This is a genomic window from Streptomyces xanthochromogenes (assembly GCF_014650455.1).
In the GTDB taxonomy this organism is placed as follows: Bacteria; Actinomycetota; Actinomycetes; order Streptomycetales; family Streptomycetaceae; genus Streptomyces; species Streptomyces xanthochromogenes.
This window is the reverse complement of sequence record NZ_BMUZ01000010.1, coordinates 323,328-337,069: the sequence shown is the minus strand read 5'-3', so window position 1 is coordinate 337,069 and position 13,742 is coordinate 323,328. Positions and strand designations below refer to the sequence as shown.

At 70.9% G+C, this 13,742-nt stretch carries 9 protein-coding genes and 5 tRNA genes; 6 read left to right on the top strand and 8 right to left on the bottom strand.

All coding sequences use genetic code 11. The annotated features are described in order from the left end of the window. Positions 1-137 precede the first annotated feature (137 nt). The 5 genes from IE267_RS26395 to IE267_RS26375 form a co-directional block, all read right to left on the bottom strand. Positions 138-210 (bottom strand) — tRNA-Lys (locus IE267_RS26395). A gap of 165 nt (positions 211-375) precedes the next feature. Then, the gene (locus IE267_RS26390; protein WP_189764924.1) at positions 376-1,947 is read right to left on the bottom strand and encodes an amino acid permease; all 1,572 of its coding nucleotides are present in this window, start codon (positions 1,945-1,947) and stop codon (positions 376-378) included. 224 nt (positions 1,948-2,171) lie between these two features. Beyond that, a complete protein-coding gene (locus tag IE267_RS26385) occupies positions 2,172-4,439 on the bottom strand; it encodes a DEAD/DEAH box helicase (protein ID WP_189764923.1) in 2,268 nt (755 codons plus the stop codon). Between the two features lie 198 nt (positions 4,440-4,637). Beyond that, on the bottom strand, positions 4,638-5,183 hold the full coding sequence (locus tag IE267_RS26380) for a hypothetical protein (protein ID WP_189764922.1): 546 nt from the start codon (positions 5,181-5,183) through the stop codon (positions 4,638-4,640). Between the two features lie 240 nt (positions 5,184-5,423). After that, positions 5,424-5,774: a metallopeptidase family protein gene (locus tag IE267_RS26375; RefSeq protein WP_189764959.1), complete on the bottom strand. Its 351-nt coding sequence runs from the start codon at positions 5,772-5,774 to the stop codon at positions 5,424-5,426. Positions 5,775-6,000: 226 nt separating this feature from the next. Here IE267_RS26375 and IE267_RS26370 point away from each other — a divergent pair. The 3 genes from IE267_RS26370 (at position 6,001) to IE267_RS26360 (ending at position 6,289) form a co-directional block, all read left to right on the top strand. Then, a tRNA-Glu gene (locus IE267_RS26370) sits at positions 6,001-6,073 on the top strand. Between the two features lie 38 nt (positions 6,074-6,111). Beyond that, positions 6,112-6,186: transfer RNA gene (locus IE267_RS26365), tRNA-Asp, on the top strand. Between the two features lie 26 nt (positions 6,187-6,212). Then, positions 6,213-6,289, top strand: a tRNA-Phe gene (locus IE267_RS26360). A 444-nt stretch (positions 6,290-6,733) separates the two neighbouring features. Here the strand turns inward: IE267_RS26360 and IE267_RS26355 are convergent. From IE267_RS26355 to IE267_RS26345, 3 genes are all read right to left on the bottom strand, one after another. Then, on the bottom strand, positions 6,734-7,573 hold the full coding sequence (locus IE267_RS26355) for a cytochrome c biogenesis CcdA family protein (RefSeq protein WP_189764921.1): 840 nt from the start codon (positions 7,571-7,573) through the stop codon (positions 6,734-6,736). Then, complete coding sequence (locus IE267_RS26350) at positions 7,570-8,322, bottom strand: DsbA family protein (protein ID WP_189764920.1); 753 nt, start codon at positions 8,320-8,322, stop codon at positions 7,570-7,572. The genes IE267_RS26355 and IE267_RS26350 overlap by 4 nt, the downstream gene beginning before the upstream one ends. 88 nt (positions 8,323-8,410) lie before the next feature. Then, positions 8,411-8,812 carry a hypothetical protein gene (locus IE267_RS26345; protein WP_167158244.1) on the bottom strand — a complete coding sequence of 134 codons (402 nt, stop codon included), beginning with the start codon at positions 8,810-8,812 and terminating at the stop codon, positions 8,411-8,413. Between the two features lie 84 nt (positions 8,813-8,896). Between IE267_RS26345 and hrpA the strand changes: the two genes are divergently transcribed. The 3 genes from hrpA (at position 8,897) to IE267_RS26330 (ending at position 13,416) form a co-directional block, all read left to right on the top strand. Further along, positions 8,897-12,856, top strand: coding sequence for an ATP-dependent RNA helicase HrpA (hrpA, locus tag IE267_RS26340; protein ID WP_189764919.1), 3,960 nt, complete (start codon positions 8,897-8,899; stop codon positions 12,854-12,856). A gap of 90 nt (positions 12,857-12,946) precedes the next feature. Continuing rightward, positions 12,947-13,021 (top strand) — tRNA-Asp (locus IE267_RS26335). Between the two features lie 221 nt (positions 13,022-13,242). Further along, positions 13,243-13,416: a DUF6274 family protein gene (locus IE267_RS26330; RefSeq protein WP_167158248.1), complete on the top strand. Its 174-nt coding sequence runs from the start codon at positions 13,243-13,245 to the stop codon at positions 13,414-13,416. Positions 13,417-13,742 lie beyond the last annotated feature (326 nt).

Sequence of the window (13,742 nt, the reverse complement as noted above, 5' to 3'; positions counted from 1 at the left end):
GCCCGCCAGCGCCTCGGGCACGCTTCGCGCACTCACGCGCCCCGCAAAGCGGTCAAAACGACTCCAGCCCGACCGGGTGTTTCCGGTCGGGCTGAAGAAGTTGCAGGTCAGAGCATGTCTGACGCCGCGACAAGCGGTAGGCCATGTCGGACTCGAACCGACAACCAACGGATTAAAAGTCCGCTGCTCTGCCAATTGAGCTAATGGCCCTTGGCGAGTCACCCCCGAGCATAGCCGGACGGCGCCCGGCAGCCGATCGGGTATCGGTTGTCGGGCCCGTCGCGGGTCGCGGCGCGGCCCGCGATGTCCCGCCGGAGTCGTGCAGAGCGGGACGGAACGGGAGGAAAGGGCCGGGGGCCGGGGCCGGGCGGGCCCTCACTCGCCCGGCGTCGCCGTCCCCGCGGGCCGCAGGAACCAGTGCCGGGCCGAGGCCAGCCACCACACCGCGGCGAAGCCCAGGACCGCCAGGACCGCGATCGGGGCGTAGTTGAAGGTCTCCCAGGTGACCGGGGAGACCTGCGGCAGCATGAACAGGACTGTGATGACCGCCACCCAGGCCACCGCCACGATGCCGATCGGGCGCGACCAGCGGCCCAGGTGCCAGGGGCCCCGCGCGAACGCGTCACCGCGGAACAGGCGCAACAGGGTCGGGATCACGTACGCGATGTAGAGGCCGATCACCGCGATCGAGGTCACCGCCGCGTAGGCCGTCACGTTGATCAAGTACGGGAGGCCGAGGACCAGCGCCGCGCCCGCGGCCAGCCAGACCGCCGCGACCGGCGTGCGGGTGCGCGGGCTCACCGTGTGCCACAGGCGCGAGAACGGCAGCGCGCCGTCGCGCGAAAAGGCGTAGATCATGCGGGAGTTGGCGGTCACCGAGGCCATTCCGCAGAAGAGCTGGGCGCCGATCACCACCAGGAGGAGCAGCTTGCCGCCGGTGGCCCCCAGCGAGTCCAGGAGGATCTGGGCGGGGGGCGCGCCCGTGTCCGAGTTCAGCTGGGTGTCGTACGCGCCGATCGCGTACGTGAAGCCGAGCAGCAGCACGAACCCCGCTATCCAGGACGTCCAGATGGACCGGACGATGCCGCGCGGGCCGGCGGTCGAGGCGTCGTGGGTCTCCTCCGTCATGTGGGCGGAGGCGTCGTATCCGGTGAAGGTGTACTGGGCCATCAACAGGCCGATCAGCACCACGTAGACGCTGTTGGTGAAGCCGGTCTCGTTCACGAAGTCGGTGAAGACGAACGAGGTCGAGCGGTGGTGGTCGGGGACGAGGGCCAGGGCCGCCACGATCGCCAGCACGCCGAGCACGTGCCACCACACGCTCACGCTGTTGAGGAACGCCACGATCCGCACGCCGAACGTGTTCAGGAGCCCGTGCAGGACCAGGATCGCCGCGAAGAGCAGGATCGTGCGGGCCGGCGTGACCCCGAAGCCGAACTGGAGGTTCAGGTAGGCCCCGAGGAACGACGCCGCACCGAAGTCGACGCCCGCCGTCACCGCGATCTGGCCGAGGACGTTGAACCAGCCCGTGAACCACGCCCAGGCGGCGGCCTGCCGGGGCGGCGCCAGACGGTGGGCCCAGAAGTACAGGCCCGCCGAGGTCGGGTACGCGGAGCAGATCTCGGCCATCGCGAGGCCGACGATCAGCGTCATCAGGCCCACCGCCACCCAGCCCCAGGTGATGAGGGCGGGGCCGCCGGTCTTCATGCCGTACGCGTACATCGTCAGGCAGCCGGAAAGCACCGAGATGATCGTGAACGAGACGGCGTAGTTGGAGAACGCCGACATGCGCCGGGCGAGGACCTGCTTGTAGCCGAGCTGGGCCAGGAGTTCCTCGTCGGTCGTCGCACCGGTGGCGCCTGGCGCGGTTGGTCTGCCTGGTATGCCTGGCGCGCCCCCGGAAGTGCCGTGTCTTTCCGGGGAGTTGGGGCTGGCGTCATTTGTCATGCCCCCAGCGATTCCCAACCCGCGGGTAGGGCATGCGCCGGCGGGGGGCCGAGATGGCCGAGATTCAGCGGTCCTCGGGGTGAGGGCTCGCCGGGGGTGCCCGCCCATCGGCGTCGGGGCCCACGCAAAAGGGCCCGTACGCCGCCGGGCAGGCGGGATACGGGCCCTGATGGGCCGTCGGGCAACGGGCTCAGCCGTTGCGCCTCAGGCCGGGTTCAGCACGATCAGCCGTTGCGCTTCCAGCGCGGCTTGTCGTCGCGGCGGCCGCCGAAGGAACCGGTGTTGGTGCCGGTACCGCGGTGCTCGTCACGACGGCCGTACGGACGGTCGTGGCCGCCGGAGCGGAAGCCGCCGCCGGAGGGACGGTCGTCACGACGGTCGCGGTTGAACGGACGGTCGCTGCCACCGCGGTTGAAGCCGCCACCGGAGGGGCGCTCGTCACGGCGGTCGCGGTTGAAGCCGCGGTCGCCGCCACGGTCGTCACGGTTGAAGCCGCCCGAGGGACGGTCGTCGCGGCGGAAGCCGCCACGGTCGCCACCGCGGTCATCGCGGTTGAAGCCGCCCGAGGGACGCTCGTCACGACGGAAGCCGCCGGAGGGACGGTCGTCGCGGCGGAAGCCGCCACGGTCGCCACCGCGGTCGTCACGGTTGAAGCCGCCCGAGGGACGGTCGTCGCGGCGGTCGCGGTTGAAGCCGCCCGAGGGACGGTCGTCGCGGCGGAAGCCGCCGGAGGGGCGCTCGTCACGACGGTCACGGTTGAACGGACGGTCGTTGCCACCGCGGTTGAAGCCGCCCGAGGGACGGTCGTCACGGCGGAAGCCACCACGGTCGCCACCACGGCTGTCGCGGTTGTCACGGCGCTCGAAGTTGCCCCGGTCGTCACGGCGCTGGAAGTTGCCGCGGTCCTCGCGGGCTTCCTGCACCGGCACGGCAGCGGCGGCGGCAGCAGCCGCGACCTCGGCCTCGGCCTCGGCGGCGACCTCGGCGACCGCGGCCTCCGGGTCCTCGCCGCGCTCACGGGCGGCGCGGGCCACCAGGCGGTCGGCCTCCTCGCGGAGCTCACCGGCCCGACGGGTCAGGCGCTCCAGCTGCTTGGTGAGGTCGGCGACCTCGCGCTCGGCCTGCTTGGCCGAGTTGTTCGCGGAGTCGGCCTGGACCTCGGTCAGCGAACGGGCGCCGGTGATCTCGGCGACCTCCGGGTCGAACGCGCCGGCGCTCTGGATGATGTGGCGCGAGGCGTCGACGCCCGCGTCCTCCATCAGCCGGAAGATCTGGCGGCGCTGGTGCGGCAGCGAGAGCGACACGACAACACCGGACTTGCCGGCGCGGGCGGTACGGCCCGAGCGGTGCAGGTAGTCCTTGTGGTCGCCGGCCGGGTCCACGTTGAGCACCAGGTCGATGCCGTCGACGTGGATGCCGCGGGCGGCGACGTCGGTGGCGACCAGGGCGTTGACGTAGCCCTTCTTGAAGTCCTCAAGAACGCGGGTACGGGCGCCCTGGGTCATGCCGCCGTGCAGCGCGTCGGCCTTCACGCCCGACTCGCAGAGCTGCTCGGCGATGCGGTCCGCGCCCAGCTGGGTGCGGACGAAGATGATCGTGCGGCCCTTGCGGGCGGCGATGGCGGCGGTGACCGGCGCCTTGTCCTTGGGCTTCACGACCAGGACGTGGTGGGTCATCGTCGAGACGTTGCCCTGCGCGCTGTCGACCTCGTGCGTGACGGGGTTCGTCAGGTAGCGCTTGACCAGGGTGGAGATCTCGTTCTCCATCGTGGCCGAGAAGAGCATGCGCTGGCCGCCACCGGGGATCTGGTCGAGCAGCTCGGTGACCTCGGGCAGGAAGCCCAGGTCGGACATCTGGTCGGCCTCGTCGAGGACGGCGACCTGGACGTTGGCGAGCGAGCAGGCGCCGCGGTTGATGAGGTCGCGCAGACGGCCCGGGGTGGCGACGAGGACGTCGACGCCGCGCTCCAGGGCGTAGATCTGGTTGCTCATCGAGGTACCGCCGCAGACGACCTTCATCTTCAGGCCGAGCACGTCGCCGTACGGCTGGAGGGCGTCCGCGACCTGCATCGCGAGCTCACGCGTCGGCGTGAGGATGATCGCGCGGGGCTTCTTCTTCTCCGTGTGCCCGCCGGCCAGCGTGGCCAGGGTGGGCAGACCGAAGGAGAGGGTCTTGCCGGAGCCGGTACGGCCACGGCCGAGGATGTCCTTGCCGGCCAGGGCGTCCGGGATGGTCGCGGCCTGGATCGGGAAGGGGGTGGTCACCCCGTTCTGGGCGAGCTTGCGCACGACGCCCTCGGGCAGACCGAGGTCCGCGAAGGTGACGGTCGGCTCGGTGTTCTCGTCCGCCTCGGAGCCGGATTCGACGATCTCGACGACCTCGATGACGTCGGAGGCCGCTACGGCCTCGACGACGTCGTTCTCGCGGGCCTCGATGGAGTCGTTGTTCTCGTTCTCGGGCAGGACGGAGTGATCAGTGCTGGAAATGGACATGCGAAATGCGAAACCTTCCGGAGTCTCGGCACGCGCCCGTCAACTCCGTGAATTCGCAATTCGACCGCCTCAATGCGGTCAGCCACGGCTAGGGAGAGTACGCGCCACACGGCGCTCTTCTGTGTCGGCGCCGGGCAATGGGATCAAACGATCTACTACCATACGCACCCCCACCCCCCTAAGGCAAACCGAGTCCCCCTAAACCGGTCCGACCTGCGGTGATGCACTGGGCTCCGGCTGGAGCGGAGCCTGGTTTCCGCGCAGCGCGCTGTTGTGCGTGTCGGCCCCCGGAGTCGTCGACGGGGAGGCCGGCGGAGGCGAGACGGGCGGCGGGGGCGGGGACGAGACGGGCGGCGGGGGCGGCGCCGAGTGGCTGGCCGACGGGGCGGGCTGCGAGGGGGCTCCCGGCGACGGCTTGGCCGGGGCCGGGACGCCGGGCTTCGGGTGCGCGCCCGACGAGGGCACGGCCGCGCCGGACGCCCCCGGCGTCCCGCTCGCGCTCGGGGCGCCGGACGGGCCGCCCGGCGCCTTCGGGTCGTGCTTGCCGGTACGTTCCCGGCCCTCGCCGGAGCCGCCCTTGCCCTCCTCGTCGGACCTGGCGGCCTCGCCGTGCCGCCCGGCGGACGCCGAGGGCTTCGGCCTCCCCTCGTTGTCACTCACGCTCATGCAGCCCGCCGACGCCGCGAGCACCAGGACGGTCACGGCCAGCTCGGCCAGGCGGACAGGGGTGGTCAACTGGCGCACGGGGGCACCTCCGGAACGCGGGAGTGGGGTCACACGTTCCAACTCCCGGCCCCCCACCGGGGACACGCCCGGGCCGCACCCGGCTTGCGCCCGACATCCGTCCGAGCAAGCGCGGCCCCGCCGGGGACGGAGTGGGATCGGCCGGACGGGAGCGGGGTACGGCGTGGACGGGATCAGCCGTACGCGATCGCGTGAGCGCGCGCGGGAGAGTGGGCCCGGAGTGGGCGGGAGTGGGCGGGATCAGCCGTATCCGAGCGCGTGGAGGCGGGCGTCGTCGATCCCGAAGTGATGGGCGATCTCATGAACCACCGTCACCTCCGTCTCGGCGACGACCTCCTCGCGCGTCCCGCACATCCGCAGCGTGGGACCCCGGTAGATGGTGATCCGGTCCGGGAGCACCCCGGCGTACCACTCGCCGCGGTCGGTGAGCGGGGTTCCCTCGTAGAGGCCGAGCAGCTCGGGGTCGTCGGGGGCCGGTTCGTCCTCGACGAACACCGCGACGTTGTCCATCAGGCGGGTCAGCTCGGGCGGGATCCGGTCCAGCGCCTCGCCGACCAGCTCCTCGAACTCCTCGCGCGTCATCTCCAGCACCCGGCCATTGTCGGTCACGCACCGGCGTTCGGGCGCGTCCGCGCGGTCGTCCGGCCCCGCCGCGCGCCGCCGGACCCGTCCCGGGAGGCCCCTCGGCGGCCGGGCCGCGGCGCCCTGCGCGCACCCCCGCGTGACCTCCTCGGAAACCGTTTTGGCGATACCTCCCCGCATCCCATATGCTTCTCACGTCCCCGACGCGCTGCGAAGCGCCCAGGCGGGCCAATTAGCCCTCATCGTCTAGTGGCCCAGGACGCCGCCCTTTCAAGGCGGTAGCACGGGTTCGAATCCCGTTGGGGGCACGCACAATCCTGTGCGAGACTTGTTCTCGCGCAAGCTTGGTCCTGTGGAGCAGTTTGGAGTGCTCGCCACCCTGTCAAGGTGGAGGCCGCGGGTTCAAATCCCGTCAGGACCGCTGCGGTTCACCTCGGTGAACCGCGTGGCTGGGTAGCTCAGTTGGTACGAGCGATCGCCTGAAAAGCGATAGGTCGCCGGTTCGACCCCGGCCCCAGCCACCACAGAAAGCCCCGACCTTCCCGGTCGGGGCTTTCGTCGTACCCGGGGCGTTCGGGGCGGGGCTGGTCGAGGGCTTTTCCCCCACCCCGCCCCTTCCCGAGACCCTCCGGGGGAGAGTTCTTCGGCTGCGGGCCGTGCTCGCTTCTCGCGCAGTTCCTCGCGCCCCCAACCCCCTGTCGGCCTCGCACCGTGGGTGGCCGGTCGCGCAGTTCCCCGCGCCCCTGAAGGATTCGGCGCTGGGCCGCATCGGGCATTTCAGCCCGTCCGGCGATTGAGGACGAGCGCCGTTCAGGCGCGAACGGGGGTGCAGGGGGCGGAGCCCCTTGCGGGGGTTCGAGGGGCGCAGCCCCTCAGGGGTCTGGGGCGCAGCCCCAGGGGGCCGGAACCCAACCAACCCCGGGCCAAGGGCGGGCGGGTGGGCAAACCCGCCCGGGCGGCCCGAGGGCTCAGGTGTCCTCCGGTGCGCGGGCCCGTGCCCGCCACCCCCGTACGCCCAGCGTGACCGCGGCCGCCGCCACGATGGCCGTCAGCAGCGCCCAGTTCGGGACCGCGTTTCCGACGTTCTTGGTCCACTCCTCCAGCGCGTACGAGTCGTCCACGTTCAGCAGGCCGGGCAGGGCCGTCGCGCCGTCGTACGCCAGGAACAGGGCGCCGAGCGCGATGAAGAACAGGCCCGACAGGAGGGACGTGGTGTGGAGTTCGAGGCGGCCCAGCTTCAGGACCCTGCCGCGCAGCCACGTGCGGCCGCCCAGTTCGAAGCGCTCCCAGAGCAGGGCCAGGACGAACAGCGGGACCGCCATGCCCAGGGCGTAGACCGCGAGCAGCAGACCGCCGTAGACCGGGCTGCCGCTCACCGCCGCCACCGTCAGGACGCTGCCCAGGATCGGGCCCGCGCAGAACCCGGCGAGGCCGTACACCGCCCCCAGCGCGTACACGGAGACCGCGGTCGTGGGGCGGATCTTCCCGGACAGCTCCGTCATGCGGCGGCTCGCGAAGCCCATGCCCACGATCTGGGCGATGCCGAGGACGATGATCAGCCAGCCGCCGAAGAGGACCAGCTGGTCGCGGTGGCCGTAGAAGAGGCGGCCCGCGTACGAGCCCGCCGCGCCCAGCGGCACCAGGGTGGTGGCCAGGCCCGCGTAGAAGATGCCCGTGCGGGCGAGCAGCTTGGTGCGGCTGGAGATCGAGTACGCGAAGAACGCCGGCAGGAGCAGCGCGCTGCACGGGCTGAGCAGGGCGAGCAGACCGCCGAGGAATGCGGCCAGGTAACCGATGTTCGGGGTCACTTCTTCGCCGCCGCCTCGATGACCTGCGCGAACTCGGCCATGGGCTGGGCACCCGCGAGGGGCGTGCCGTTGATGAGGAAGGAGGGGGTGGAGCTGGCGCCGAGCGCGTACGCCTCGTCCTGGTCCTTCTTCACCGCAGCCTTCGCCGCGTCGCTGTCGAGGTCCGTCTCGAAGCGTGCCGCGTCCGGCACCCCGGCCTCCTTGGCCAGCTCCTTGAGGCGGTCGCCGCCGAACCCCTTCTCCTTGGCGCCCTCCGCGTACGCCGCCGCGTGGAACTGCCAGAACTTCCCCTGCTGCCCGGCCGCCCACGCCCCGCGCGCCGCCGCCTCCGACTCGGCGCCGAAGATCGGGAAGTTGCGCCACTCGATGCGCAGGGTGCCGTTGTCGACGTACTTCTTCACCAGCTGCGGCTCGGTGTCACGGGCGAACTTGCCGCAGTACGAGCACTTGAAGTCGGCGTACTCGATCATCACGACGGGCGCGTCGGCGCGGCCCTGCGCCAGCGGGTCCTTCGCGTCCCGACGGGCCAGCTTCATCAGTTCCGGGTGAGCGCCCGCCGCGGCCGGGTCGGAGGCGGAGGCGGAGGCGGCCGAGTCGTTGACCGTGGGCTTCGGGTCGGGGGAACTCGCCTGGTAGGAGGCGATCCCGAGGACGGCGGCGGCGGCCACCACGGCCGCCCAGATGAGGAACGGCTTGCGGGACTTGGCCGGCGCGGCGGGCCTGGACGGCTTGGACGTGGTCTTGGGCATGCGGGAACTCCGGGTGCGTGCGTACGCGCACACCTGCGAGGGGCGCGTACGAGAAGGGGACGGGCGGTCGCTGGGGCGGACCGGCCGTCTAGACCCTGAGCACCGAGAGTTCGACGGGGGTGGGCGCGCTGCGCGTGGGCCCGCGGACCGGCGGGTTGCGGTGGGCCGCGTACAGCGCGCCGAGGGCGGCATGCGCGACCCGGTCCTCCAGGACCGGCGCTTGGTCGTGGGCCGTACGGGTCCGGACCGGCGCGGCGGGGTCGGAGTCCTGGTGCCGGCCGCCCTGTTGGCAGCCGGGCACGGCCGAGCCGTCCGTGAAGGCGGGCGCCGGCACCTTCTTCGCGGGCGCGGCGGGCGCGGCGGGCGCGGCCGCCGTCGTAGGTGCCGCCGAGGCCGTCGTGACCGGCCCGCAGAGCGCCACCGCGAGCACCCCGAGCACCAGCAACAGCACCGCGGTGAGGCGGTGGCGCGGGGCTCGGGAGCGAGGCATGCCCGAAATGGTACGGGGTGGGCCCGGAACGGCGTCGAAATGCGTTCGCCACTCGTCCTCGGCGGGTGAGATCCTGGATCAGGTATGTCTACTTCCTTCGCCGATCTCCAGACGCTGCTCGACGGGGCCTCGCTGCGCGACGCCCACCGCCTGGGCCGCCGTCTCGAAGGCGCCCGCCGCATCCGTAAGCCCGAGGCCCGGCAGGCCGTGCTCGACGAGATCGCCGCCGAGGCCCAGAAGTCCGCCGAGCGCGTCGCCCGGCGGTCCGCCCGCATGCCCGAGGTCAGCTACCCCGAGCAGCTTCCGGTCAGCCAGAAGAAGGACGAGATCCTGGAGGCGATACGCGACCACCAGGTCGTGATCGTCGCGGGTGAGACCGGCTCCGGCAAGACCACCCAGATCCCCAAGATCTGCATCGAGCTGGGCCGCGGGGTGCGCGGCATGATCGGGCACACCCAGCCCCGCCGGATCGCGGCCCGCACGGTCGCGGACCGCATCGCCGAAGAGCTGAAGACGCCGCTGGGCGAGGCGGTCGGCTGGAAGGTCAGGTTCACCGACCAGGTGGACCAGGACGCGACCTTCGTGAAGCTGATGACCGACGGCATCCTGCTCGCCGAGATCCAGACGGACCGCGAGCTGCGCGGCTACGACACGATCATCATCGACGAGGCCCACGAGCGGTCCCTGAACATCGACTTCCTGCTCGGCTATCTGGCCCAGCTGCTGCCCAGGCGCCCCGACCTGAAGGTCGTCATCACCTCGGCGACCATCGACCCCGAGCGGTTCTCGCGGCACTTCGGGGATGCCCCGATCGTCGAGGTCAGCGGCCGTACGTATCCCGTCGAAGTGCGCTACCGGCCGCTCCTCGAAGAGGACAGCGAGGACGCGGACCGCGACCAGATCACCGCGATCTGCGACGCCGTGGACGAGCTCCAGGCGGAGGGACCCGGCGACGTCCTGGTCTTCCTGTCCGGCGAGCGCGAGATCCGCGACACCGCGGACGCGCTGATCAAGAAGAACCTCCGCTCGACCGAGGTGCTCCCCCTCTACGCGCGCCTCTCGCACGCCGAGCAGCACCGGGTCTTCCAGCAGCACAGCGGCCGCCGGATCGTCCTAGCGACCAATGTCGCCGAGACCTCGCTGACCGTCCCCGGCATCAAGTACGTCATCGACCCGGGCACCGCCCGCATCTCGCGCTACAGCCATCGCACCAAGGTGCAGCGCCTGCCGATCGAGCCGGTCTCGCAGGCCAGCGCCAACCAGCGCAAGGGCCGCTGCGGCCGTACGTCCGACGGCATCTGCATCCGGCTCTACAGCGAGGACGACTTCCTCACCCGGCCCGAGTTCACCGACGCGGAGATCCTCCGCACCAACCTGGCCTCCGTCATCCTCCAGATGACCGCGGCCGGCCTCGGCGACATCGAGAAGTTCCCGTTCATCGACCCGCCGGACCACCGCAACATCCGCGACGGCGTCCAACTGCTCCAGGAACTGGGGGCGTTGGACCCGACGGAGAAGGACCCGAAGAAACGGCTCACCCAGCAGGGCCGCAAGCTCAGCCAGCTGCCCGTCGACCCGCGCCTGGCCCGCATGGTCCTGGAGGCCGACCGCAACGGCTGCGTGCGCGAGGTCATGGTCATCGCGGCCGCGCTCTCCATCCAGGACCCGCGCGAGCGGCCCTCCGACAAGCAGACGCAGGCCGACCAGCAGCACGCCCGCTTCAAGGACGAGACCAGCGACTTCCTGGCCTTCCTCAACCTGTGGCGGTACGTCCGCGAGCAGCAGAAGGAGCGCGGCTCCTCCAGCTTCCGCCGGATGTGCAAGCAGGAGTACCTGAACTTCCTGCGCATCCGCGAGTGGCAGGACATCTACTCGCAGCTGCGGACCGTGGCCAAGACCATGGGCATCCACCTCAACGAGGAGGACGCGCCCGAACAGTCGGTCCACACCTCGCTGTTGGCTGGTCTGCTCTCCCACATCGGGCTCAAGGACACCGACAAGAACGAGTACCTCGGCGCCCGCAGCGCCAAGTTCGCGATCTTCCCGGGCTCGGCGCTGTTCAAGAAGCAGCCCAAGCTCGTGATGTCGGCGGAGCTCGTGGAGACCTCCCGGCTCTGGGCCCGGGTGAACGCGAAGATCGAGCCCGAGTGGGTCGAGCCGCTCGCCCAGCACCTGGTCAAGCGCACCTACAGCGAGCCACACTGGGAGAAGGACCAGGCCGCGGTGATGGCGTACGAGCGCGTGACGCTGTACGGCGTGCCGATCGTCGCCAACCGCAAGGTCAACTACGGCCGCATCGACGCCGAGGCCTCGCGCGAGCTCTTCATCCGCAACGCACTGGTCGAGGGCGACTGGCGCACGCACCACAAGTTCTTCTCGGACAACCGCAAACTCCTCACCGAGGTCGAGGAGCTGGAGCACCGCGCCCGGCGCCGCGACATCCTCGTGGACGACGAGACGCTGTACGACTTCTACGACCAGCGGGTGCCCGAACACGTCGTGTCCGGCGCGCACTTCGACTCCTGGTGGAAGCACAAGAAGCGCGACGAGCCCGAACTCCTCGATTTCGAGCGCGAGATGCTCATCAACGAGAAGGCCGGAGCCGTCACCAAGGACGACTATCCCGACTCGTGGCGCCAGGGCCCGCTGAAGTTCCGGGTGACCTACCAGTTCGAGCCGGGCGCGGACGCGGACGGCGTGACCGTGCACGTGCCGCTCCAGGTCCTGAACCAGGTCACCGACGAGGGCTTCGACTGGCAGATCCCGGGCCTGCGCGAGGAGGTCGTCACCGAGCTGATCCGCTCCCTGCCGAAGCCGGTCCGCCGGCACTACGTCCCGGCGCCCAACTACGCCTCGAAGTTCCTGGACCGGGCCGTGCCGCTGCAGGAGCCCCTGCCGGTGACGCTCGCGCGGGAACTCCAGCGGATGGTGGGCGTCCCGGTCACGGCCAACGACTTCGACCTGGGCCGGGTGCCGGACCACCTCAAGATCACCTTCCGGATCGTCGACGAGCGGCGCCGCAAGCTGGCCGAGGACAAGGACCTGGAGGCGCTCAAGCTCAAGCTGCGCCCCAAGGCCCGCCAGGCCCTCTCCAAGGCCGCCGCGGCGACCGCGGGCCCCACGGGCGAGTCCATCGAGCGCTCGGGCCTCACGGACTGGACGATCGGCACCCTGACGAAGGTCTTCGAGACCCGTCCCCAAGCTCTCAACTCCGTTCGAGCAGGGGATGCCCCGTTTGCCGGCCAGCCGGTGAAGGCCTTCCCCGCCCTCGTGGACGCGGGCGAGAGCGTCTCCGTACGCCTCTTCGACACCGAGGCCGAGCAGCGCCGGGCGATGTGGCGCGGCACCCGGAAGCTGATCCTGCTCAACATCCCGGTGAACCCGGCCAAGTTCGCCTCCGACAAGCTCACCAACCAGCAGAAGCTCGCCCTGTCGCGCAATCCGCACGGCTCGATCCAGGCGCTCTTCGACGACTGTGCGACGGCCGCGGCGGACAAGCTGATCGCGGACCACGGGGGTCCCGCCTGGGACGAGGAATCGTTCCGCAAGCTCTACGACAAGGTCCGCGCGGACCTGGTGGACGCTACGGTGCGCACGGTGGGCCAGGTCCAACAGATCCTGGCCGCCTGGCAGGCCTGTGAGCGCCGCCTGAAGGCCACGAACAGCCTGACCCTGGTCGCCAACGTCACGGACGTGCGCAACCAGCTGGCGGCCCTCGTGCCGCCCGGCTTCGTCACCCTGACGGGCACCAAGCGGCTGCCCGACCTGATGCGCTACCTGGTCGCCGTGGACCGCAGGCTCCAGCAGATGCCGACGGCCGTCCAGCGCGACACCACGCGCATGGAGAAGGTGCACGAGATGCAGGACGAGTACGCCTGGCTGCTTGAGCAGTTGCCGCAGGGGCGGCCGGTGCCGCAGCCGGTCCTGGACATCCGCTGGATGATCGAGGAGCTGCGCGTGAGCTACTTCGCGCACGCGCTCGGCACCGCGTTCCCGGTCTCCGACAAGCGCATCGTGAAGGCGATCGACGCGGCGGCCCCGTAGCGCGGGCATCGCTGAGAGTGAGTTCGACCTGACCGTCTGACCTGCTGTAGAGTCTCACTCGCAGCCAAGCACGAACGGGCTGCGAAACAAGGTCCTGTGGAGCAGTTTGGAGTGCTCGCCACCCTGTCAAGGTGGAGGCCGCGGGTTCAAATCCCGTCAGGACCGCAGTAAGTCAGGGCCCGCAACCGATCCGGTTGCGGGCCCTGATGCTTGTGCCCGGCGATCGCTCCCCGCGGCCAAGCCGCGAGCCGGCACCGCCGCCCGCCGGGGTCCAACACGGCCCGGACTCCCCGGAATCCGGGCCTTCTCGGCGTCTTGACGGGGGCACCTGCCGCCGGTACCCCTGCAAGGGAGGGGAACGGGGGCTCCCCCAGGAGGTGGCGCGCATGGCGGCTCCGTCGAGGCACGAGACGCGGGCGCTGCTGCGCGCCCATCTGTCGGCCGCTCTGGGCTATCGCCACCTCACCCGGCACTGCGCCGTCTGCCACCGGCTCCTGCGGCTCGCCATGGAGGTCGCCGAGCCCGTTCCGCCCGAGGACGAAAGTCCCCCCAACCGGTGACCTATGGCGGGCCGGCGGCGATCCGTGCGGTGAGAGGCTCTGGATGAAGGTGTCTTGAGGGTGTGACGGGAGTCACGGAACGAGTTTCCGGAACGGGTGAACTTACACCCCTCATACAACGCCCCGATTTAATATGTGCAATTGCACCACCCTCGACGGGGATGCCCCGGAGTCGGCGGAAGGCACCCCACCGAAGCGGCCACGGGTGGCGCGGGGGAGTTGCCGGACGTGCCGGACAAGGCTGGACATAAAAAAATCGCGCTGGACCCGGCGGAGTCCAGCGCGATCAATGACGCGGCCCGTTGGGGCGGGCGGACGCCATGTGG

Coding starts and splice junctions, on each gene's coding strand:
- IE267_RS26390 (WP_189764924.1), bottom strand. CDS start 1,947: ATGACAAATGACGCCAGCCCCAACTCCCCGGAAAGACACGGCACTTCC.
- IE267_RS26385 (WP_189764923.1), bottom strand. CDS start 4,439: ATGTCCATTTCCAGCACTGATCACTCCGTCCTGCCCGAGAACGAGAAC.
- IE267_RS26350 (WP_189764920.1), bottom strand. CDS start 8,322: ATGCCCAAGACCACGTCCAAGCCGTCCAGGCCCGCCGCGCCGGCCAAG.
- IE267_RS26345 (WP_167158244.1), bottom strand. CDS start 8,812: ATGCCTCGCTCCCGAGCCCCGCGCCACCGCCTCACCGCGGTGCTGTTG.
- hrpA (WP_189764919.1), top strand. CDS start 8,897: ATGTCTACTTCCTTCGCCGATCTCCAGACGCTGCTCGACGGGGCCTCG.
- IE267_RS26330 (WP_167158248.1), top strand. CDS start 13,243: ATGGCGGCTCCGTCGAGGCACGAGACGCGGGCGCTGCTGCGCGCCCAT.